Genomic DNA, 25112 nt, shown 5'->3' with positions numbered 1-25112 from the left:
AGTTGCAGGCTCAGAGCTTACCAGCATAGTGTAAGCATCTGATAGTTAAGCCAGCTTTTCAACGATGCCTTTAAGTCATGATGGAAAATCCATCAAACTTTAAACTTTAAATAAACATTCGCTTACACAGGAAGTGTTTGCAATTGATTTTCATAGCTATATTAGAGTGGCACAGGCTGCCATTGAAGGCTGATACCAATAATACTGAATAATGAATTTATGGACTGCATGCTTTACTTGGTAATGGCATGCGGCCCATTTTGTTGGAAAAAAAAACTGTAGTTTCTATTAATTTATTTGTATTTTCTTTAGTATATTTGCTTCCTATAATTTTATAGTTTTCCAATAAGCAAGCAATAAACGATGATGCTAACAATTACGGCAGCATATGATGTCTGGACCAGCGGCCTCTATCAGAAGGATGAAGCATTGATATACAGTTTTGGCATGATTGTCATTCTGCTTTTGGTCATCATGATAATCATTTCCATCAGTAAAAGCAAAAGGTTGAAGACGTTGCAGCGCATTAATGAGGTTGCCGAAGAATCCAACCAGCTGAAGAATGCTTTCATAGCTAATATGACTCACGAAATTCGTACTCCTTTGAATGCTATTGTAGGCTTTACAACTATGCTTGCCGAAATGGATGATCTGGACAGAGAAACCCGTATGGCTTTCCTGAAGGAGATTAATGATAACAAGGACTCGCTGCTGCAACTGGTCAATGACTTGCTGGACTATTCAAAGATTGAGGCAAAGACCCTGGAATATAATGATGGAGAAGCGGATGTGAACGCGCTGATTGATGAAGTCTGCACGACAGAGAATATGCGCTCGCATCCCACAGGTATTCAGGTGGAGTTTGTAGAACGGCTGCCTCAATGCCGTTTGGTGGTAGATCGCGTGCGTTTTGCCCAAGTTATAGGTAACTTGGTGAGGAACGCCTTGAAGTTTACGGAGATGGGCAGTGTGAAAATCGGTTGTAGGAGATTGAGTAATCATAACTTCTATTTTTATGTGGCAGATACAGGCTGTGGCATTGATGAAGTGGGAAGACATGCCATCTTTGAACGGTTTGTGAAGATGAACTACAATATTAAAGGTACGGGGTTGGGGCTTTCCATCACTAAATCCATTGTGGAACACTATGGGGGAGGTATAGGTGTGGAGTCCAAGAAAGGGGAAGGCTCCACTTTCTATTTTACGTTGCCTGCCGGTATTGAATAATGGAAGTTCCGACAACAATCATTGCTTTTGTCTGTATAATCCTATTCGTTTTTATAAAGGAATGGATGGTCATATTGTTTCATCGTGAGCGCATGGAAATTATACACACAAATCTCTTTTTCTTGTCTGGTCAGTGATGACAGGATGAGAGTTTTTTTGTATGATTTCATTTGCATATTTCATCTAAATCTTCTAACTTTCAGATACGGTTTTAGAATTTGTATTCAAGGGTGGTCTGGGTTGGTATTTTTCCGTGAGGATGAATTATCACAATAAACTGTTTCATGTTAACTGACCGCCCTTAATATTGTTTGAGTAATTTTATGCCCGTTCTGCCAGTGATTGGTCGGATGGGCATTTGTATATCTCGTCCGGTTGTTTTATCTTTGTGGATATTGATTGTAAGGTAATTAGATTGGAGACAGCCTAAAGAATCTTATTGCCTGTGAAGATAGTGTTTCATAAGCTCTATACGTGGGCAGGCTGTCTTCTCACTTTTCAAAAAATAAAAGCCTCCTGGAATACAGTAAACACTATCGATAAGAGATGTAACTATAACCATTATACACCATTATCCGGAAGGCTTGGATGGATAGAACAGAAACCATGTGGAGAATGTTCGGTTATCTTAAGGGCAATATGAGAAAGTGCCTCAGATTATCGGGAAAATACAAAATCGAGTAATAAGAAAAATAAAATAGTAGTATTCTTCCTACTCTATTTTTCGTTATAGACACATGTTTTGATATTGTGTCCACTCCATGACACAGATGAATAAAATATAGACTATTAAAAGGAAATAGGGCTTTATTTCCACAAATTCCCGGAAACAGAACACTTCAAAATATGAGAATTTACCACTTATTTCTTTTTCAATAAACTGTATTTGTGCAGATGTTTTTGCACTGTTTTAACAGTGTGGTATATGATATGAACAATAGACGGAGTTACCGGTTGTCCGTTCTGTGCAATTAGGACATGCACATTGTTTATTTCCAGTTATAATCTTCAATATAGTTGAACACAAAGAGAACAGTAATAAGACGCCTGAACTTAGAAATATAAGAGTTATTTTCTTTTTCATTGTTGTTAAAGTAAATGCTATTACTAAAGTTTCCCATCTTCAATTAAGCAGGTGGGAAATAACAGTAATTCATAAAGTATTATCTATATGTCTACTATTTGCAGAAAATAATCGCAAGGAAACGTTATAAAATTTCTTTTGCAACCTATCCATTGCAAAAGTTCATTATATCAAACTTTTTCTTGGCTGTCATTTCCTTTTTCTTGGCCTTGTTCCTTTTTTTGTACCATATTAATAAAAGAAGAACTGATAATACCGGTCGGAATAGCCACCATTGCTACCCCCACCAAACAAATGATACAACCTAGAAGTTTGCCCAAAGGGGTAATTGGATAAATGTCACCGTATCCTACCGTAGCAAATGTAATAATAGCCCACCAGATTCCGTCTCCTATGTTTTCAAAAACTTCAGGCTGGGCTTTTCTTTCAATATAATACATAAGAATGGCTGAAAAACAGATGGTGATAAAACTGGCGACATAGGCAGTTTCAAGCTCTTCCTTAACGGAAGCGAGAGCTTTTCCAATAAGCCGAAAAGCTCTTGAATGTCGTATTAACTTGAATATAATAAAAATATATGGCAAGATAATGATATGCACCACTTCCGTATCCCAATATATATAAGTAAGCACACAAGGAAGTACCGCTACAAAATCAACAAAGCCATAAAAAGAGAATGTATATTTTAAACGTGCTTTTACTGACTTATCATTCGGATAAAGTGCCGGTGCAGACAAGATACGGGCTATATATTCGATTAAAAAGACAAAAGAAGAAACATAGGTTATCCCAAACAAAGGAAGTCTATATATAGTCATTTCTTCAAACGAACTTGCGATAACCGCCATGATGGAAATCAAAATAAAGAAAAGAACAAAATATTGAACCGACCTTCTTTTCAAAAAGCATTGGATAAATACATATAATTTCATTGAAATCAATTTTTTATAAAAAACACCTTCTATTCTATTTTCACCAATTCAAATGCTATCGTACTGTCCGAAGGTATAACCCCACATGTCCATTAACAAGCAGACCGAAAGTTCTTACTTCTTTTAAGGCATTCAATACGGTTTGTTCTGTTTTTATATCAAGAAAAGTGATAGAATTCCTCTTACTGCTTTCAGTTTCAAAACGACCTGCTATCCAACGACCACCTGCATTTCCGCATATCTGTTTCGATGTTATATTAAAAGCTATGAACGGACTTTCTCCTATCGTATCAGACACAGATTCTCCATAAATTTTCTCAATATTCCATTTACCTTGCAAATCATCCAAAGGTATTTCATAACACCGCCTTTCAAGTATAATTAATGGTTTGTTCACCGAATCACATAGAACAATCCTATTGGTCTCCCCATGTTTGACATTCCGAATTTTAACAAGTGCCTCCAACATGTCTGTTTCCAATTCCATGTCCGGACAAGGCGTCATGGTTGTGCTAACTTTACTCATTGCCATCTGTGTAGATTGTGGCGACAATTCAAATTTTCCCGTCAGGCGATTGCAGCCGTAATTCCCATAGATGTTCATTTCTTGAGTAAAACCGATGAACGGCTGTTGTATAGCCGTAACTGACTGCCCGTTCAGTTCTATCACTGTCCATTCACCTGCCAGTTCTGACAAGGTTACATTATCCTTTTCATTACATGAAAAAAACAGCAAAAGAACAGGCATCATTCCGTAAATTATCACTTTATTCATTTTTACCTTTAATCAAATAGTCATATCGTATAATAAAAATGCATCATCCAATAGTAAACCAGATTCCAATATAAAAGCAAAGTTAACAATATATTTGATGGAGAAGAAACTGAAATAATACGAGAAATTGATTGAAGCGAAAAAAGCACAAAAAAAATGATTTTTTTACCAATAATACCGTAATCCATGCCATTATGTCTTGACCAAAATCCATACCTTTGTATTATAATAACAATTATTAAAAATAAAATGAGAAAAGTTTTTTATCTGTTATCTTTTTTAGTATGGCTGTGTCCTGCTATTTGTATGGCTCAGGGACTTCATTTGGGATTGAAAGCTGGTATACTTGGTAACAAGGCTGATATTCATGGTATAAGCAACTGGGTTAAAACAGAGAATATGACCGGTTTTCAAGTAGGTCCCATGCTGCAATATCAGACCGGTTTCTATGGACTAACCCTAGATTTTTCCCTATTGTATGTACAACGTGGAGTGAAATTGACAAACACCTCAAATGATGCCAGTGCCGACATCAAAACACAAAGTATCGACATCCCCATAGAACTGAAATGGGAAATGGGACTGTCTGACAATTTTGACTTATTTTTAGGAATAGGACCTTCTTTTTCTTTTTTGGTGAATGAGGACAATTGGGGACGCAAACTAGCCCATATAGCCGTAGATGCCATAGACAAGAACCTTTCTTCTATGGGATGGCGTTCCACCGAAGTCGGTCTGAATCTTGGCGGTGGCGCAAAGATTATGAAACATCTGATGCTAAGCTGCTACTATAATATCGGCTTGACGGAATCCGCCAAACACCATATTGGAGGAGACAAACATGACACCATAGACCAAATTTTCGATGGTGATATTTTCAAATCAAAAAACAGATATTGGCAATTGTCTCTTGCTTATATTTTTTAATCAAGTAAAACAATAAAATCCTATTTAAGAGTTTTTATCGTTTATAAATATAAACCTTCATGTAAAAATCAAACGGCAGTATCTTCTATACAATGAAAGGCCTAATATTGATGACATAATTATCGGAGTATACATCTGATTTTGCTTCCATTATTGATTTATAACTAAGAGTAATCTTCCGAAAAAGGACTTCCCTCCATTATTCTATGACCACTTTGAAAGGGTTGGCTTTGAATGCTGCTTTTCGGAAAAAACAGATGTGCCATAACAGTGAACCGGAGGAGATAATCATACCGCAGGGAGTCACGAGGATTGAAGACATGGCTTTTCAAAGATGTCCAGGGCTTTCCTATGTGGATCTTTTCCCCTTCGTTGCGCTTGTCTTCGACCATTGTAGTCTCCTATAATCATTAGTCATATCAAGAAAGAACATGCTGTTCTGCGGAAACCACGAAGCGGCTGAGAAGACGGCTATAATCTGTTCCTTGCTTGGCTCATATAAGGAACATGGTGTCACTCCCGGAGAATGGTTGAGTGATATGACCGGCAGACTCCTTTATTATCAGGCTCCCAAATCAGACAGAGACTTGAAGGAACTACTACCGGATGTATGGAGGAAATAATCGGGACAATTCCGGGAAAATGCAGGAAAAAACGGGAAAAAATGAGATTACCACTCTCAAAGATACCCCTAAGATAAATTGGTATATGAAAATTAAGATGCACTTACAATGGAGTGCATCTTACAGATAAATCGAATACACAAGATGTAGTTGAGCAGTCGCTTACATTTCTCGGAAAAATAAGTATTTTTGTTGAAAAACGATTATCGCACATTTTTTTAATTATTAATATATGTTATAAAAATAAATATTTCAAATTATGCATTTACCTTTAAATAAAGATATAACAATAAATTAGGTAATTTTGCAATTATGCATCGTAAGTCTATTGCAAATATCATTGGTCAATATATTATCATGAATCTAAATAAACAGACAAATAAAAACAAGAGAATAACAATGGAGTTATCCACTATATGCTGTATAATTTATCTTTTTATATATTGTGGCAATTTATATGCACAACACACATCAAAGCTTTATTTCAAAACATTGGATATATATAATGGCCTTTCTCACAATAGTGTATTAGCTATTATGCAAGACCGACAAGGATTTATATGGTTCGGAACCAAAGATGGACTGAATCGTTATGATGGAATAAAGTTCAAGATTTTTAAAAAGGAGAATTCTACTCTTGGAAACAACTACATCACTACTCTCACCGAAGATTCTCAAGGTAATATATGGATAGGAACTGATGTGGGAGTGTACATCTATAATACAGAAACGGAAACATTCAGTCCATTTCGAGTAACTACCCCTCAAAAAGAAAGTATTCGGTCCACCATTACTCAGATATCAATAGAGGAAGGAGGAGACGTCTGGATTGCAGCGGACTTCCAAGGCTTGTTCTGTTACAATATACATAAACATACACTCACCAACCAACTGCCCATACATAAGAGAGGAAAAAATATTCCCCTTCCAAACATCAATCATTTTTGGAAAACAGGAAAAAAGTATTGGTTAGGGTTGTATGACAATAATCTCTATTATTCCGAAGACAACTTCCGAACATTGTCACCATTTAAAGATGTCAATGGAAATGAGCCATTCAAAAATGATAATATAACAGTACAAATCAAGGGAAAACACCACTACCGATATATAGGTTCTGTCAACGGACTCACAGAAGTAAATTTAACTACTCATAAGACCCGTAGATTAATCAACGGATATGTACGTACATTATGTTATAGGTCAGACAATGAATTATGGATAGGAACTGAAAATGGATTGTATATCTATAATACAGAAAAAGATACTTGTTTACACATTACTGCACCGGAAAACAATACTTCTTACGCCATGAGTGACAATGTTATTTATGCTATCTGCCATGACCGAGAAGGAGGAATGTGGCTAGGAACTTACTTCGGAGGAGTCAACTATTATCCTTACCCCTACAACCATTTTGAGAAGTTCTATCCTGAAAGATACCACGGATTCGGAAAAAGGGTAAGCAAATTTTGTGAGGCCAGTGATGGTAATCTATGGATTGGTACTGAGGACAAAGGGCTATTTTATTTTGATCAAACCAAAGATAGCATCATCCCTTTCAAACATCCATATCTATCAAGTAATGTACACGGATTATGCCTAGATAAAAACTGGTTATGGGTAGGAAACTTTTCCGGCGGGCTAAGCCGAATAGACTTGTGTACAGGAAGAGTGAAACATTATAGTAAAAGCAATGTACTAAATGGGCTGAACACTAATGATATATTTGCTATAAAAAAAACGACTGGAAATACATTATGGATAGGTACTATACATGGGTTGCTACAATATAGCTATGATACAGATGACTTCAGATCCGTGCCACAATTAGAAGGGTGTTGTATATACGATATCCTTGAAGATTACCAAAACAATATCTGGGTGGCCACTTATGCCAATGGAGCCTATCGTTATGATATCCATAATGATACCTGGAAGTTTTTCAGAAATGACCCAAACGATCCTTCTTCACTTCCTTATAATAAAGTAACTGATATCTATGAGGACAGTAACCGGCAGCTTTGGTTCTTGACACAAGGAGGAGGTTTTTGTCGATACGTACCTCAAAACGATAGTTTTGTTTGCTATAATAGCGAAGATGGATTTCCAGGCAACACCTTCTACTGCATGCAAGAGGATGATCAAAAAAATTTATGGCTCACTACTAACAACGGATTAGTGTGTTTCAATCCTAACAAGAATTACAAGCGAATTTATACTGTAGATGATGGAATCCTAACCAACCAGTTTAATTATCAAGCCAGTTATAAGGACACTGAAGGGCAAATCTATTTTGGCTGTATCAATGGATTCATACGATTTAAGCCGAGTACTTTCACAGATAATAACTTCAATCCACCTATTGTCATTACTGACTTATCCATCCTTAATAAGCCGGTAAATGTCAACTCAAGACAATCTCCCCTTAAGAAAAGCATCTGTTTATCTGATAAGATTGAGTTACAAGCAAACCAAAATTCGTTCTCATTACACGTAGCAGCTTTGGGCTATCAATCCCCCAGTTTACACCAACTGGTTTATTGTTTAGAAGGTTTCAATGAAGAATGGTATGAAGTGGAATCTACACATATCATCAACTACTCACATCTACCCTACGGTACCTACACTTTGCATCTGAAGAATACCTATAAACCGAAATCAGGAGAATATATTCATAAAAAATTACAGATTTGTATTCATCCTCCATTCTACCTTTCGGTTTGGGCATACTTGCTGTACATTTTTTTTATAATAGTTATCATTATTATCAGTTTAATAATAATCCGTAAAAAATATATAAAGAAACAACAAACTCTGGTTGAAAAAATTGAGCGCAAAAAGGAACATGATTTATATAATGCCAAAATAGAATTCTTTACTCATATTACTCATGAGATACGTACTCCGCTAACTCTCATTAAAGTACCTTTGGAAAACATACTTGCTACTCCGAAAAATATCCCGGTACAAATGCATGAGAATCTGCAAATCATAGATATGAACACCAATAGATTGCTCAATTTGGTAAATCAACTGCTTGATTTCCAAAAAGCAGAGACATTGGGTGTAAAACTACAATTGGCAGAATGCAGAATAGATATTATTCTGGAAAATCTCTATAAACAATTTCTCCCATTGGCTGAGTCACAAAATATAGAATATATCATTGAACGACAAGAAGATATTACCACATATGCCGACAATGAGGCTATTACCAAAATTATCAGTAATCTTTTCAGCAATGCTATTAAATATGCAGAAACCTATCTACACATTCGTCTGTGGACTGAAGATGGTCACTTTTTGTTATCCATGTGTAATGATGGACCAGAAATCTCCCCTGAAATGAGAGAGGAGATATTTAAACCCTTCGTACAATGCAGGGAAAAAGCATCCGGTACTGGAATCGGACTTCCGCTGGCACGTTTATTGGCAGAATTGCATCATGGCGCTTTAACATTAGATCCCAATACTGCACAAACTCGATTTATCCTTTCTATTCCTATCATCTCAACATGCCCCACTTCATCTCAGATAACAAAAGAATACAATATTATTGAACAAGGAAAGACTGGAACCTCTTCTCTGCCACAGTACACCATCATGGTAGTAGAAGACAATAAAGAAATGTGTACATTCATTGCTCATCAATTATCTGCCACTTATCATGTATTAGTAGTTGCAGATGGTAGGGAAGCGATCTATTTACTTGAAAATGAAAATATAGACCTCATCATATCGGATGTTATGATGCCCGATATAGATGGACTGAAATTATGTCATCTACTCAAATCTAATTTAAAATTTAGTCATATTCCGCTAATATTGCTCACCGCCAAAGTTGATTTACAAGATAAAATTGATGGCTTGAAATGCGGAGCTGATGCCTATATGGAAAAGCCTTTTTCCATAAAACTATTACATGCCACCATCAATAATCTATTGGAAAACCGTGAAAAACTGCGAAACAACTTTCTACAATCTCCTTTCGTATCAGCCAAATCCATAGGATTGAATAGTGACCAACGGGAATTCTTACACAAGCTTGCGCAAATAGTGGAAGAACATATGCAAGACCCAGATTTCAATTTGGAACAAATGGCAGAGCTAATGCATGTCAGTAATTCCACTTTGCATCGTAAAGTTAAAAGCACACTTAATATAACTCCCAATAATTATATACAATTAGAACGCCTGAAAAAAGCAGCCTATTTGTTCAGAGAAGGAAATCATCGAATTAACGAAGTAAGCCAGATGGTAGGATTCAACTCTTCTTCATATTTTGCTCAATGTTTTCAGAAGCAGTTCGGTATGTCGCCTAAAGAATTCGTCGACCATTTGTAAGGTCTTTCATAATATCAACAGTATATTTCATACATATGCTATGGCAAGAAGTTACTTTTTCGCAAAATAGGGATAAATTTAAAACGACTTTTTGTTCTTACAGTAAATTTCATGTGTTAGTGTGATATAAAATCAGAAAATAACCAGTTACCTGTCATTAATAAATTTGATATCAATAGCTGTTTTTTAAAGAACAGTAGGTAACAATAGCCACAAGGGATTTACAATGAAACTACTAAAAAATGGTATATGAGGTGTTCAATTTATGCAATGTTCTTCAGTTTATCATTGACGGTTTCCATTAATGCTCCTTTTTCTGAGCAAAATCTTACCGACTTATATTCATCAAGGAGTTCCTATTGTTTTTAGCTTTAGTAACAAACTGTATGCCGTTGAAAAAATAAGCTTTTACATATGGTCTAACCGATATATCCTTTGTATACACAATTTTTTCTTTCTAATATTTTCAAGAACTTAGCTTATTTCAATGTCTCCCAATTATTTACATTCTTCGAGGTGAACATAAATTAAGTATTTCTTCTTTGTCATTGATAAGTATGCAACTTGAATCCAAAGAACCGTTCCATAAAACATTTTCCACGTAGGGCAAGTCCTTCGAGAGTTTTGTGAATCAATATCCGTTAGTTACGGAGACATACAGGAGAGTGGAGTTGATAAAGCCAATTTCGGTACAGATTCCCAATAAAACTTTCTTAATGAAAAAGGTCAGAGGAAGCAAGTCTTCCCTTTTCTATCCCACAACACGATTATAGGATACACATCGTGGAAACAAGCCCTTCAAGTGTTTGCAAGCATGCTTCTTTTAATAATGCTTGAAGTAGCAAAAAAACGGAATGGAATAGGATAAGAATCACCATTATTTCGACATCACTCATATGGTTGGACTTGTTACGATACATAGTTTTCTTATCTTCAATCATATATTTTTCCTATTACTACAACACAAATTCCTTACAAAAATCATCAACCATACAATAAGTCTCTGTAACTTTAGAGTCTAAGAACATAGTGATAATCGTGTTAAAGTTATAATTAGTCACTATAAATTTGTCACTTTTACCACTATATCCTTAATTTTCAATAAACTATTTATTTACTTATATCGTATTTACATTATTTAATGGTTGGCGCCTTCTGGGGGTTATGGGAAGGATGATTGCCCTGCACCATAGGCCATCCATCCTTCCAATAAATACGGTCCAACAATAACACTCGCCCATCCTCCGGTCTGGCAACATTATAAGCATGATACATAATCCATTCGTTTCCACTATCATCGTTCACAATCTCTGAATTGTGTCCTGTTCCCACAAAATAATCGTTATTGGAAATTAGCACTTCGTGCTTATTATCCAACATACGTTCACCTTTCCGATTTACATAAGGACCCCAGTAACTATCCGAACGCCCCACTACAGTAGTATAGGAAGAATTCAGTTCATCGCAACAGCTCCCCGTAGAAGCAAACAAGTAATAATGAGCATTATGTTTGTGTATCATTATGCCTTCATAAGCATCTCCTGCAAGTTTTACTGTTTTACATCCTGCTTTCACACTAAGACCGTTATTACTCAACTCCACTGCATACAGCCCATAGAAACTTCCCCAAGAAAGATATTTCACTCCATCTTCTTCAAAATAATGAGGATCAATGCTGTTACCTACTTTGATTTCTTCTGAAGTGAAAAGCTTGCCTTTGTCAGTGTAAGGTCCTTCCGGTTGATCGGCTATTGCCACTCCCACTCCATTTTTCCAGTGCTCACCCCATTCAGAGAGTGCATAGTACATCACATAATGATTACCACACTTTGTCACATCAGTAGCCCAAATATCACCTTTCGTCCACTTGGGAGTAATATCAAATGCCCAACGATTACGACGCTCCCAATTGACCAAATCCGGTGATTCTAAAACCATAGAACCAGAAAATACGTAGAACATACCATTGTCTCCCCGTACCACCGACGGATCTGGCGAATTTTCAGAATAGACTGGATTCTTGTAAGTAGCTGTTACTGACTTTATAGAGATATTTCGTTTTTCCTGAGAACTTGTTTTTGTTGTACAAGACGTACACACAAAAGAAATCATAATAAATAGCAACAACAAATTTTTCATATCTTCTCGTTATCTTTATTTATCAACTATTGGAGCCTTGGCACTAACAGATGGAGTACCATCATTGACATAAGGCCATTCGTCCACCCATTTTACCATGTCCATGCTGACACTTCGGCCATTGTCCCCAGTAGCCCAAGGTTTATAATAAGCATGATAAATCATCCATGTCTGCCCGGCATCGTCTTCCAGCAATATAGAATTATGCCCAGTACCTTTAAAAACATTATCCACACTACTTCGAAGTACCACTTCATGCCGATTGTTTAGCATTTGTTCTCCAGCCTTATTTTGATAAGGACCGAATAGACTTTTCGAACGCCCCACCACCGTTTGATATGTACTCTTGATTCCTTCACAGCAAGAGCCAATAGAAGCAAACAGATAATAGTACTCGTCCCGTTTCCATACATTAACACCTTCATAGGCATTACCAGCAATAAGTTTCATGGTTTCTTTCTTTGCCGTGATAGTCATATCATCTGCCACACTCAATTCTACGATATATAGACCGAAGAAACTTCCCCATAACATATAATGTTTGCCATCCTCTTCATAATAGAATTGGTCAATAGAATTTTCTACTCCCATTTCTTTGCTGGTCAGTACATAACCTTTGGGAACAAAAGGTCCTTCTGGCTTGTCAGACAAGGCATATCCAACTGTACTAACCCAATGTTCCCCCCACCGTGCCAACGAATAGAATAGAACATATTTCCCTTTAATATAACGAATTTCTGGTGCCCAAAGGCTGGCCTCTGAGGCAGAAACTTGCGCAGGAAATTGAGGGCGAGTAATATCCGTGAAAGCGGTACTGACGAACTTCCAGTTCACCATATCTTGGGAATGATATATAGGTATATTACGTGTATCTTCCGTTCCATACAGATAGAAAGTTCCATCAACTGCACGAATGGCTGTAGGATCGGGAACAGAAATATTAATAATGGGGTTCCAATAACGTTCTTCCTTTATTTCGCTTTGTTCTTCTTCTGAAGATAAATTGTGACTTTTACAGGATATCCCACATAGGGATACTAGTAGCATCAAGATAATTTGATTGATTTCTGATTTCATAATTTTAAAAACAAGTATTAAAAGTAAAATTGGGTACTTTTTGACCAACCTGAAAATGTTCATTACACAGACAAAATCCGTAATGATGTGACAAAACCATGATAAACTGACCAGATAGCAAAGCAACCGGCTTTGCCACATCTTTCTGCAATGACATTATTCACCATAGAAATAGACCTCGGAAAGATTTATCTGTCCGTCAGAACGTCTGGAGTCTAGAAAGCACAACTTCACGTACCGTCCCTTCATCGGTGTAATATCTGCAATTAATTCGTCGGTACTACGTTCTGCAAAACATCTGCCTGCTGATACCCAATTTTTTTTGTCTGAACTGATGAATACTTCATAATTTTGCACACACAGTCCCCAATCGCTATTATTCCGTTGAATGATTCCGACTTGTGTAAACATATGTTCGCTTTTTGTATCGAAAACAGCATAATGGCTTTCATTCGGATGATTACAGAATGGACCGCTTTGCCAGCTCGTATGCCAGAAATTATCGTGGTTACCATCCAGCACATCCATGATGCGACCAGTCGTACCTTCACCCGTCATTTCTTCAGAACAAGCTTCGGCAGTCCATCCCGAACGGTCAAGCCGTTTGCCCAGTAGCCTTACTATTGGAGCATAGAGATTTGCCTCAGCGGATAGCTCAAACCTCGAAATATCGGCAATACGGATAGGAAGCATAAAACAGCCGGATTTTCGATTTCCAAAATCAGAAATAGAAATGTTTATAGAAACATTCTGCATATTCGAAGACAAAGTCACGTTTTCATCAATACTATATGAACCATCGGCAGGTATCTGGTAGTTTGTGTTGTTGTTGTTATTATATTCCTTTACGTAATTTTTATCCACTTTAATGGTGGCATTGATGTCCCACTTGTTGGTTACTTCCAATAAGCCAAAAGGTACTGAAGTGACAAATGTGCCAGATGTATAATCATGATTGATGATTTGCGTTCCAGTTTTTTTAAAGCCAGCCAGCAATGTCATAACATCGTTTATCAGTAAAGTATAGTCTCTTTTATCAATGTTGATCGAATCGTTCTCACTTACAGCAACAAGCGGAAGGAGCCAGCGAGTATTTACTTCGGAAGGGAGTTCCATTATCTCTTTTAGTTTCTCCGGATTGATTGCGACAGTAACTTTTTTAGAAATATCAGAGGAAGCAAATGTCAGTTCAGATGGTTCATAAGTAAATGTTTCAGATGGAATGATTTTATAAGGAATTCCTTGATTGTTGGAATATTTTACATCAACATCACTTTGTGACATTACATCAATACGGACATGAGCCTCAAGTGATGGGTCACTGCCAGCCTTGCATACTGTAAATGTATAAACATTATCTTCACCTGTATTGTAAAGTGTAACCTCTTGTTCTCCACTTTCCTGTATGTAAAGAATTTTATGATATTCAGTAGGAAACCAATCTTGTATGTCTATATTGTCATTGCAAGCCGACAGCAAGAAGGGCAAAATCAATGTTATTTTTACAACTTTCTTCATAGTCTTTTTATAATATTAATTACATTTTATTGGGCAAATCAAGTTAGAAAGGATTACCATACTTCCTATCCATTCTTTGATTTATTAATAGTAAGGAGCTTGTACCAGTTGTGGATTAGCGTAGACTTCAGAATTAACAACCGGATATAAGTACATGCGGTCGTTCCACTTGAATGGCTGGTCGATAACTTCAATTTGGTTGAATTCTTCAAACGTAGGATTAGTTACCATACAGTTCAACTTGCGATAATGGCTTTTGCTCATATATTTGTCCCCCTCTACGTTGCGGCGAATTTCTAATTGGCGACGAGCTTCAAAATAGAATTCGGAGAAAATCTCGTTGCGTACGGCTTCCAGCAACTGTCCATTTCCACTCATTTCACTTTCACTGAAAGCCTTCAGACCCGCACGGGTATGTACTTTATTCAGGTAGCTTAATCCTTCATCCAAATGGTTGTTCTGCCGGGCACAGCACTCAGCATACATCAAATACAAGTCGGCCACACGAAATAAAGGGAAGGGATGATCATATCCCAGCGCCAGATTGTTGTTGCCATCAATACCTGTATAACGTACATTGGGATGTACCATTTTCTTGTTTAAAAATCCCGTCTGCGACTGATTGTTAGCCCCAAAATTCGGATTGTAACCATTCTCTTGACTGTTTTTCATATCCAAAATAAGCGGAGCACCGTTTTTGATAACCGGAGAATATTCATCGCCATCAAAACCAATATAGGCATAAAAACGGGGCTCGCGGTTTACATAGAGATTGACAATGTCCGGATTATTGAGTCCGGCAGACTTAAACCAGTTTTCTTCAGAAGGAAAGTTCTCATCTTCGGAAGGCACTTTCCCATTGGCCGTGAGAAAGTGCTCTACAGTATAGAGCGTAGGGCTTATCCATCCCCATCCACCGCGCAAGATACCATTTTGATCAGTGATAACATAGTGTGGTATGGAAGCATTATCCATATCGGGAGCAATATCTAACATTCCCCAGATAAACTCAGAACTCCCTTCGTTGGGACCTGCTACTGGCACATAGCGCATCAACATCACTCGTTTGGCAAACTCTTCACCTTCTGGAGTAGTGGTATCCAGACCAGGTATTTGCGGCAATGGGATATTGTCAGCAAGACGCCGAGCTTCTGAAGCTTCCAAATCATACAGTTTATGTCCGGCAGCATCAGCTTCACGTATAGCCTCCAAACATGCTACTCGTGCTGTTTCCCATTTTTGAGCGTCATAAGTACGACTTACCAGCTCTGTTCCATAGCCCGGAGTTTCATACTCTTCGTTGCTCCATGTCGTATGTGGGAACTCTCCGTTATAAAGTGGTGAAGCAGTCAGCCAATAGGCCCTTGCTTTCAAAAACTTAGCCATTGCTTTTGTAGCACGTCCATAATATTGTGGATTACTGTGGGCAATCGGTAAGTTGGCATAAGCTTCGTCGCACAAGTCCGCAATATACTTGGCACAATAATCAATATGTGAACGTCCAGGCAAATCTTTTTTTGAAATGTCCATTGGCAACATCACATCCATAATGGGAATAGGACCATATTCTTCCATAGCTTTGTAATGAAAATAAGCCTTGAGGAATTTAGCTTCAGCAATATACTGTGCGGCATCAGATGGATTTAGCTCAACTATTTCCGCCTCACTCAAATCTCGAATGAATTGGTTACAATAGCCGATAGCGTCATAATAATTTACAAAGGCTCCGTAATAGGTGTTGGCACCTGAAGGTTGATCCCACTGATAGCGCTGCCAATCTGTGTTTTGAGGGGCCAATGCAACAAATTCATCACTTCCCTGCCGCAAGTTGAACGGGCGAAAAGCCCTTATTGAATTATCACATTGTATAGGACCATAGCAACTATACAGATACTTCAAAGCATCTACTTGTGTCACGAGCATGTCATCTTTATCTACTGTTTCCGCTGGAGATACATCCAAATAGCTACACGAAACTATTACGGGCATCAGGAGAGCGGAAGCAATGGCCACATACATTTTAGATTTAAATCTATTCAGTTTCATATTAAATATCGATTGATTCTGTTTTGTTCTTAATTGTTTTTCCATGACTCAAGTTTTAGAAGTTCAGTTGTACGCCAATGTTGAAGGTTCTACTTAACGGATACATGTTGTAGTCCAGTTCAGGATCCCAGTACTTGAAAGGTGACCATACGGCCAGGTTGTCTCCGCTAAAATAAATACGGCAATACGAAATTGGCCGATAACCTATTTCCAGCGTTTTAAAGCGCAAGAAATTGCCGTTCCTCATCCACCAACTACTGGGCTGTAAGTTATTAGCTATTTGCGCTTGCGAGATACCCATACGTGGCCATACAACATTAGCATTGTCTCCATCAGCTGTCCAGTGACTGTCGGCAATCCACTGCATCAAGTTTGTACGTCCATGATGTTGTGTTTGTACGAACGGATAAATCCTATCTCCACCATCCATAAGACGAATACTTCTTTTGGCCGAACCATTGAAAAAAATATTGGCATCAAACTTCTTCCACATCACACTGACTCCAAGGCCATACTGGATACGGGGGGTCCAGCCATAAGGAGACAAGACTACTTTATCTTCCTCGCTAATTTTACCGTCACCGTTTACATCACGGTACTTGATGTCTCCAGGCATCACGTCGCTACCAAAGTTGTTTTGGACAGCATGTGAGTCAATGTCGGCTTGATCTACAAACAGCCCTTCGGCAATATAGCCTCGTACACAGTCCAACGGTTTTCCGGTTTCTGTTTGCCATACATAAGGATAGTCTGGTTCGTCCTTATATACGTACTTATTCTTTGAATATGTATAGTTGACACGGAGGTCTACTGCCAAATCGCGGTTAAGCTGTTTTCTCCAGTTCACACTCAGTTCCACACCTTCATTATCCACGCGCCCCATGTTGGCCCACGGAGTGGCTACTTCATAACCCAGAATCCGTGGGAAAGACGCACGGTTCAGCAAAATGCGGTCTCTCTTATACTTATAATAATCGAAGTTCACGTCCACTTGATTGAAAAATTGCATATCCACACCAATATCAAACTGTTTAGAGCGTTCCCACGAAGCATTGGTTATGGGATAATCTTTTATGCGTAATCCTTGGTAACTTTGACTATTGGAGTTATTCGTACCGGATTTGAATCCCCATCCTCCGGATAGGTCTATGTCATATTTGTAGAGGAAGTGTGGTGCGCCACTAGCCAATCCAGTTTCATCGCTACCTACCAAGCCATAGGAAGCCCTCACTTTAAAATGGTTCAGATATTTTCGTATCGGCTTCCAAAACTTCTCACCGCTAATAACCCATCCCAATGAAACGGCCGGAAAGAACTCAAAACGTTCACCTTTAGCCATACGTTCAGTACCGTTGTAACCAAAGTTGAACTCAGCCAAATACTTATGGTCATAATCGTAGGTGAAACGGCCGGAAAATGTTTGATTGCGGTTAGGCAACACATTATTTCGGAATTCACGCATCATGTACATCAACATACCGGTCACTCCATGTTTACCAAATGTACGACTGTAGTTCAGGCGTGTATCAAAATAGAATGTCTGGTCACTTTCTTTCGAAATGCCCGATTCGTTAAGATAGTCCGAACCTTCTTTTAAACGTTGCAACTCATAGTAGTCAGGATTGTCTGGTGACCAGCTTCCGTCCACTACCTGATAATAATAAGGAGACATGGAACGTGTGTAGTAACTTTTTGACCAGTTCTTAAAGTTCACCAGTCCCGTCAGAGAGAGTCCTTCGGTAATGAAGTCCAGCTGTTGTTCAAGATTCAAAGTGACGTGCATCATATTCTGATTGTCTTCCTTGAACGAGTTGAGCATATTAGCATAAGGATTAGGATATAAATCCTGTCCTTGTAAAAAACCGCTACCGAAATAGATATGGGATTTGTCATCTGTAGGATAGTAGGCCGGGAACTGTACCGGATTGTTTAAATAGAGTGAACCGAAAATATCTGCTGAACTTGTATTGGGTGATTTGGAGTTGGTTATCTGTGCATTCATTCTCAATCCCAATGTTGTAGTAGAGGTTACCTTATAGTCAATATTATTTTGAAATGTATACATCCATCGATTGTAATTGTTATTCATCGAATAATTCTGCGGTACATTTAGAATTCCGTTATCGTGGTTAGCCTGCAAACTGATATAATAGGTAACCCGTGATCCACCGCCTTGGATGTTAATATTGGCACGCTGATTTTGTGACATTTTATTGAACATCAAATCCTGCCAATCTATATCAGGGTAAACATATGGATTGATACCACTTGCTGTATAATTGATTTTGTCATCCGAATAAGATGGTGTTTCATTTGGGTTGCGGCTCAATTGGGCCTCATTATAGAGTTTCATATAGGTAGTGCCATCCGCATACTTCACCATTTTGGTCGGTTTTAGGAAAGAATGTTCATATGTCACATTGATTTTGGCTTTTGTGTTTTCCATTCCAGCTTTTGTAGTAATCAGCATCACACCATTAGCTCCACGTGTACCATAAATGGCCGTTGCCGAAGCGTCTTTTAGGATGGAGAAGCTCTCAATGGTTTCTGGGGGGATATTATTTAAATCACCTGATGAAATCTCTACACCATCTAACAGAATCAGTGGAGTGGTACGGCCGCCGAAAGTACTGATACCACGGATGTAGAACGAAGATGCACTACCTGGTTCACCACTGCCGGTTGTAGCTATCACACCTGCCAATTGACCAGCTAAGTTATTGGTTAATGAAGAACTGGGAACTTTTAGTGAGGCACCTTTTACTGCGGTTATGGCTCCAGTTACTGACACTTTTTTCTGTGTGCCGGCACCCACTATTATCACTTCGCTCAACACCTCATTGTCAGGCATCAGTCTTATACTGACAATCCCCTGATCCGTGATATATATTTCTTGAGTTTTATATCCTATATAGCTGATCTCAAGTGTACAATAAGAGTTGGGAATAAAGATAGAAAAATTTCCGTCTACATCTGTGACGCTTCCATATTGAGTACCTTTTACCTTAATCGTAGCGCCTATTAACGGCGTATTATCACTTGCATCCACAACACTTCCTTGCAGGGAGCGTTTCACCGAATCTATTACAAACTTCTCTTCATTGGATAAAAAAGCGATATCATACCCATCTGCTGTAGCATAAACTCCCGTTAGCGGAAACGGAAGTATGGATAATGCCAATAAGCTTTTTTGAATAAATCTACATTTCATACATTAGCATAAATTTTAAGTTAACAATTGTTTTTAATTTTTCAAGTCTAGAAGAACTTGAATGAAATCTGAAGTAAATATAGGAAGGAGATTTATTATAGATTGATTTTTTTTTGCCAAAACAAGTTAGAATCCTATCAAAAAACTATCATAAGCGTATTCCTGACAGTAATAAAACATTTTTTGAAAGAATTCTTGTATTATTTAGAAATACATTATTTATTTAGAAGCAAAAAGATTTGTTTTGGTATATTTTCAAAGAACTATATATTAATTTGATTCGTCATTTTGTACTTTAAAAGGACTGTATTCAAGAATATCAAAAAGGACGAATCCCCCAAAACGCTTTATGAATGCACAGTTTTTCATCAACGAGATCGGATGCAAATTCAACCTTAGAAAACCCAAGTCCGAAAAGCCGACGAACGTTTATTTTGTAGCACGCGTCAGGAACAAGCAGATAAAACTTTCTACTGGAGTAAGGGTATATCCGGACCAGTGGAACGTCAAGAAACAGGAGGCTTATATCAGTTGCCGGTTAACTGAGCTGGATAACGAGAACAATACCATCGTCAATGAAAAGATTGGCAAACTGAAACTTTATTTTTCGGAATACAAGCAGTACCTTTGCGACCACCCTGAGGAGATAGAACGCAGGGCCATCATTCTACTTAAACAATATATCTATAAGGATACTATGAAGAAAAAAACGGAAAAGCCTGCCACCTTCATCATGAAACAGATCGTAGAGGAGAAGGATATCGTGGATAGTTCCAAAATCCAGTACCGATCCAATATCAACAAGTTCAAACGGTTTCTGGACGAGAACTCCATACCCGACATTTGGGAAAGTATGAACCTGGATACATTCACCAAATACCAGCAACACTTGATTGAAGAGGGTAAGGAGGACAATAAGGAAGGTAAGAAAGCTTCTACCATAAAGAATATTATCAAAGGTACATTCTTTGGGGTGCTTAGAGAGGTTTCCAAACGACTTGACATTCCTTTCAAGTGGGAAGAGAGTAATCTTGAAAGCTTTGACCTTGTGAAAGACAAATCCAACAAGGAACTGGCGCGTAATAAGGAAGTAGCACTGACAGAAGAGCAGATTAAACAACTCTATGAGTACCAACCGAGCGGTACCGAGAATCAAATCAAAAAGAAAACGGAGATAAAGGACTTGTTCGTACTTCAGTGTCTAGTTGGTCAGCGTATCAGTGACATGTATAAGTTCTTCAACGGTGATAACGAGAGGGATGAGGAGAACGGTACAATATCTATCGTCCAGCAGAAGACCGGAGCCAGGGCTATCATTCCTCTAGTGCCATTAGCAGAAGAAATCATAGACAAGTATACCGGTGCAGAAATCAAATATTATAAGGAGAGACGTTCCGCATTGAATGGTGAGTTAAAAGTCATAGCCCAGGAAGCAGGCCTTAACGAACTTGTGACCTATGAGGAGAACGGTACCAAATATACCAAGCCCCTCTATGAACTGCTTCACACCCATTCTGCACGGCACACATTTTCTACTATCATGTGTCGCAAGGGCATTCCAAGAGAGGATATAATTATTGCGACAGGCCATGAAGATACCCAGATGTTGGATAAGATATACGCCCACCTGACCGCCAAGGACAAGTCCAGGAAGGTGACGAATGCTTTCAAGAAGAAGCTAGGTGACGGCATTTTCGATATGGGAGTCCAGCCAGAACCGGATGAAAATGAACAGAAGTCAGTTCCGACCGCTCCAGTCAAACCCAAGCAGAAGGCAGACGTATTCAACCACGTCTTTGCCGGTGATCTGCTGCTGAAACTCTCCAGGCTGAAGAATAAAGGTATAGACATCACCAGACTCCCCGACACTGAGGAAGCCGTGAAAATACTCAAGGACGTCGGCAGGATAGATGAGATAGACAAGGATAAATACAAGGACAATACACGATTGCGTGACAAGGTAGCCAGAATTGCCTCCGTCGTATGGTTCATCGCATTCAAACGGAATGACGCGGTACTGATACAGATGTTCCAGAACAATATCACGGAGCTGGGCCTTAGGAACATCTTTCTCAACGGGGAGATTATGAGGGAGGCCAGGCTCGAATCCCTGATGAACGGCGATGAAAAGGTTCTGAAATTCGTGGAGGTGCTGAATATCAGAAGTATGGAGGAACTGGAGGAGTATAAGAAGCGGCATAAGGAGTGACTTGTTTATCCTTCTCAATTGATGATTCCGCGTTCCAGGTACCGGTTTGTTGCCCGGGCGTATCTTTTCTTAGACAGTGCAGTATGAGGCTGATAGTATAAAGAGAGGGAACATGGAATCTCCACTTCCCTCCCGATTGGTTGTGCCACTATTTTTCTCCATGGACAAGATACCTGACAAGCCCTTCATTTTTTTTGCTTCCTGTCTTCATGCGTTGCAATTCCCTCTTGGCCGTTTCCGGATTGATTATTGAGCCATCCCTGAGACGAAAGAAGACGCCTGACTTTACCCAGATTTTACCGTCATCCGGCACCAGCTCTTTCAAAAACATATACAGCAGGATATTGGACTTGCACCATTGGAGGAGAACAGTGATAAAAAGGTTCCCTTTCTTTCTGCCGGTCAACCTGAAACAGAAAGTTTCCCTTCCCCACTCCTGAGCCATAAGGCATCCCTTCTCCACCAGCCGGTCATAGACAGCCCCGGCTTTTTCCCAGGTGTAGTTTGTATATTCATGGGCATAGGCCAAGTTCTCCTCCGCCAATCTGGCGATATGAACCTCCTTCTGTTCAAAGCAGCCTTGCAGCTCGGTCATTTTTTTCCGGAGCAACCGGAGCAATGCAACAAAGATCCCCAAATTATCCGCGTCATCCCTGGAACGGTAATATTGGAAGACCGGATTGTCTCCATCCATGAAATCGTAACCCTCCCTATCGAACACGTCTGCCGGATATTGGTCCATAACCTTCTGGAGTTGCTCCTGATAATGCGTGAAATACCCCTTGAAAGAATAGTACTCGGAGTTCTCACTCATTTCCTGCAACAAATCAAACCAGTTGATATTCTTCAACTGCTCATACAATCCTTCCGCATTCATGACTCTTTCTATGTCCCTACTCTCCGGATTATTGATGTCGGCCAAACGGATTGCCCTGTCCATAATCTTTTGGCATTGATTTAAAATGTCTGTTTTCATTGTTACTCTATTTATATTGTACTTTTCATGTATCATGTGCACTTCCACAACATCCGTGCCAATCTTACCAAGTTTTATCCTTAGTGGAAATAAAAACCGCTAAATTCTGTATTCCCTCCCTTCTCTTACAAAAATGCTGTACCGCACATGTACTATACTGTATATTAGCAACTTATGTAATTGAAAAGACTTTGTGTCTCAAAAAATACTATTTACATTTGCCGCCGCTTAAAGCTTCGGCACGCTCTTTGAATTTTTGTACAATATATAATATGTGCAGGCGTATGAGTCTGCACTTTATGGCCGCGACTCTTTAAGGAGGAGTCCGGCAATGCTCTCCAATACTTCTCCCGGTACATTTGTAAGTCCGGGATCAGTGTTGCCTAATGATTGTAACAAGGATACAGTTGCAGGATATAAAAATACACCATTCAAAAGTAATGGTGGATAATCTTAAAAAAATAGACATGAAATTACCAATTTTAGAATTAGCCCAGCTGAAAACGAAAGCTGAGCGCAAACCGTTTTGTGAAGAATACGGTCTCAGCCATAAACAATTGAAACGGATCATCGATGACTATAACCAAGGAAAGTATAAAGTTGAAAACGAATACATCGAGGTTGCTCCTCCGTCCGGTGAGGCTCGGGAACTCCCCAATGTACCTCAGACAACCATCGGGCAGGAACCGGCAGTAAGAAAGGTTCCCCAGGCTCCGTCCCAGGGAGGATGGTGTTATGAGATCCAGAACGATAAGTCCCACCAGAAAATAAGTGGAACAGATGGGAAGATACCGGAAAAAGTCGTGAACGCATTCATGTTCAACCAGATCGTTTCCGGGCTGAAAGCTTTTGCGGAAGCGGTCTGTTTATTCAAGGAGCTGTTCTTTCCCAATAAATGAGTTCATTAACAGGGCGTGGAGGAGATACACCGAAGTGCTCCTTTTTTAACTTTTAAACAGAATGACAAAAATAAATTTAGGTCTGACATCAGACCGAGAGAAATATGTTTCTGATATGATACAACTTATAATCACAGTATGTAACGCTTGCCATAACAGATTACATGATACCGATGCCATCCATATCGTATCGGAGAAGCATGTGGACAGTATGGGTGGTCCCCAGGAGGAATTCCGGGCCTATATGCATTCCCAGGCCGGTATTCTTAATCCGGTGGGTGTTGTCTTCCAGCTCCGCGCTCCATGGCCGCAGTTCCGTGACATGCAGTCCCCATATGAAGAGAACCATGCGCCTCTTTTCGATCCGGACAGATACGGTTACAGCCATGCTGCAATTGACCACGCCGCGCTCATGCTAAAGAATACTTTTCCGGATATGAACCTTTGGGTAAAACATTGGGACCGGATTATACTGACATTTATAACCTGGACAGAGTAAAAACATTATAAAGTATTGAATTATGGATATTATTAAAAGTCTGCCGGTGGCTTCCCTGTTAAGCCCCGGCCTTGCAGACGATCTGGAAGTGTTTTTCCCGGAGTGGCTGTCAACCCTTCTCCCTTTTTACAACGAGGCCAGAAACGGCGGTGATTTTGCCTTCCATATGATGAACACCTGTGGTAGCGGTTCATCTTATACTGTCGGAGTATATGACTTTTGCAGGACCAGACATTATTACGGTAACGGATACCATACGCTGCTTTCCTTCTACGGCGGGAACAGACTCTTCGGACTTGACTGGGAGGAGATGTTCCGGGCGCGTTATGGTTATGACCCATCCCTCTATGACAAGATCAGCCTGTTGGACTATGTATCGAGGATGGACAACAAGAGAGCCCCCTACGATGCCCTGAACAACAATCTTTCCGGCTGCTTCCGGGCTTTGACCGGTGATCCGGATGTGTTCATCTCGCTCGGTTCGTGGGGAACCTATATAGCACTTGATTCCGGAATATTCTGGAAGCACGAGGAACATGAGGAGAAGTGGCGAATGCATTTCTAAAAAGTGAAAACAAACGGGGTGGTATCCTCACCGGTACCACCCTATATTATCAAACGAC

The 25112-nt window shown here is 39.1% G+C and carries 15 protein-coding genes and 2 pseudogenes; 8 read left to right on the top strand and 9 right to left on the bottom strand.

The window, feature by feature from the left end; all coding sequences use genetic code 11:
* Positions 1–363: 363 nt before the first annotated feature.
* Positions 364–1227: a sensor histidine kinase KdpD gene (locus EYA81_RS06115; protein WP_131225513.1), complete on the top strand. Its 864-nt coding sequence runs from the start codon at positions 364–366 to the stop codon at positions 1225–1227.
* Between the two features lie 1254 nt (positions 1228–2481).
* Here the strand turns inward: EYA81_RS06115 and EYA81_RS06110 are convergent.
* Positions 2482–3243, bottom strand: a complete 762-nt coding sequence (locus EYA81_RS06110) for an ion transporter (protein WP_131225512.1) — start codon at positions 3241–3243, stop codon at positions 2482–2484.
* Between the two features lie 55 nt (positions 3244–3298).
* Positions 3299–4018 carry an META domain-containing protein gene (locus tag EYA81_RS06105; protein ID WP_131225511.1) on the bottom strand — a complete coding sequence of 240 codons (720 nt, stop codon included), beginning with the start codon at positions 4016–4018 and terminating at the stop codon, positions 3299–3301.
* 249 nt (positions 4019–4267) lie between these two features.
* On the opposite strand from EYA81_RS06105, the gene EYA81_RS06100 reads away from it, so the two are divergent.
* The 3 genes and pseudogenes from EYA81_RS06100 to EYA81_RS06090 all read left to right on the top strand — a co-directional run bounded on the left by EYA81_RS06100 (position 4268) and on the right by EYA81_RS06090 (position 9915).
* Positions 4268–4945, top strand: a complete 678-nt coding sequence (locus EYA81_RS06100; protein ID WP_131225510.1) for a porin family protein — start codon at positions 4268–4270, stop codon at positions 4943–4945.
* A gap of 410 nt (positions 4946–5355) precedes the next feature.
* Positions 5356–5568 (top strand): annotated as a pseudogene (locus EYA81_RS06095) (IS66 family transposase); the annotation flags it as partial.
* Positions 5569–5967: 399 nt separating this feature from the next.
* Entirely contained in the window at positions 5968–9915 is a 3948-nt protein-coding gene (locus tag EYA81_RS06090; protein ID WP_131226421.1) for a hybrid sensor histidine kinase/response regulator transcription factor, read from the top strand.
* 147 nt (positions 9916–10062) lie between these two features.
* On the opposite strand, the pseudogene EYA81_RS19900 reads toward EYA81_RS06090, so the two are convergent.
* The 6 genes and pseudogenes from EYA81_RS19900 to EYA81_RS06060 form a co-directional block, all read right to left on the bottom strand.
* Positions 10063–10943: pseudogene (locus EYA81_RS19900) on the bottom strand (transposase).
* A gap of 106 nt (positions 10944–11049) precedes the next feature.
* Positions 11050–12054, bottom strand: a complete 1005-nt coding sequence (locus tag EYA81_RS06080; protein WP_131225509.1) for a family 43 glycosylhydrolase — start codon at positions 12052–12054, stop codon at positions 11050–11052.
* A gap of 15 nt (positions 12055–12069) precedes the next feature.
* On the bottom strand, positions 12070–13131 hold the full coding sequence (locus EYA81_RS06075; protein WP_131225508.1) for a family 43 glycosylhydrolase: 1062 nt from the start codon (positions 13129–13131) through the stop codon (positions 12070–12072).
* Positions 13132–13287: 156 nt separating this feature from the next.
* Positions 13288–14649: a BT_3987 domain-containing protein gene (locus EYA81_RS06070; protein ID WP_131225507.1), complete on the bottom strand. Its 1362-nt coding sequence runs from the start codon at positions 14647–14649 to the stop codon at positions 13288–13290.
* An 84-nt stretch (positions 14650–14733) separates the two neighbouring features.
* A complete protein-coding gene (locus EYA81_RS06065) occupies positions 14734–16695 on the bottom strand; it encodes a RagB/SusD family nutrient uptake outer membrane protein (protein ID WP_165491357.1) in 1962 nt (653 codons plus the stop codon).
* 55 nt (positions 16696–16750) lie between these two features.
* Positions 16751–19906 (bottom strand): TonB-dependent receptor, encoded by a 3156-nt coding sequence (locus EYA81_RS06060; protein ID WP_131225505.1) that lies wholly within the window; start codon positions 19904–19906, stop codon positions 16751–16753.
* A gap of 349 nt (positions 19907–20255) precedes the next feature.
* Between EYA81_RS06060 and EYA81_RS06055 the strand changes: the two genes are divergently transcribed.
* On the top strand, positions 20256–22115 hold the full coding sequence (locus EYA81_RS06055; RefSeq protein ID WP_131225504.1) for a tyrosine-type recombinase/integrase: 1860 nt from the start codon (positions 20256–20258) through the stop codon (positions 22113–22115).
* A gap of 148 nt (positions 22116–22263) precedes the next feature.
* Here the strand turns inward: EYA81_RS06055 and EYA81_RS06050 are convergent, their stop codons facing one another.
* Positions 22264–23091, bottom strand: coding sequence for a hypothetical protein (locus EYA81_RS06050; RefSeq protein ID WP_131225503.1), 828 nt, complete (start codon positions 23089–23091; stop codon positions 22264–22266).
* Between the two features lie 467 nt (positions 23092–23558).
* Here EYA81_RS06050 and EYA81_RS06045 point away from each other — a divergent pair, with 467 nt between their 5' ends.
* From EYA81_RS06045 to EYA81_RS06035, 3 genes are all read left to right on the top strand, one after another.
* Entirely contained in the window at positions 23559–23990 is a 432-nt protein-coding gene (locus tag EYA81_RS06045; protein WP_131225502.1) for a hypothetical protein, read from the top strand.
* A 115-nt stretch (positions 23991–24105) separates the two neighbouring features.
* The gene (locus tag EYA81_RS06040; protein WP_131225501.1) at positions 24106–24489 is read left to right on the top strand and encodes a hypothetical protein; all 384 of its coding nucleotides are present in this window, start codon (positions 24106–24108) and stop codon (positions 24487–24489) included.
* Between the two features lie 22 nt (positions 24490–24511).
* Entirely contained in the window at positions 24512–25054 is a 543-nt protein-coding gene (locus EYA81_RS06035; RefSeq protein WP_131225500.1) for a hypothetical protein, read from the top strand.
* The last annotated feature ends 58 nt before the right edge of the window (positions 25055–25112 follow it).

Origin of the sequence: Bacteroides sp. A1C1, from assembly GCF_004328515.1 — a bacterium.
GTDB classification, from domain to species: Bacteria; Bacteroidota; Bacteroidia; order Bacteroidales; family Bacteroidaceae; genus Bacteroides; species Bacteroides uniformis.
This window is presented reverse-complemented; position numbering and strand designations above follow the sequence as displayed.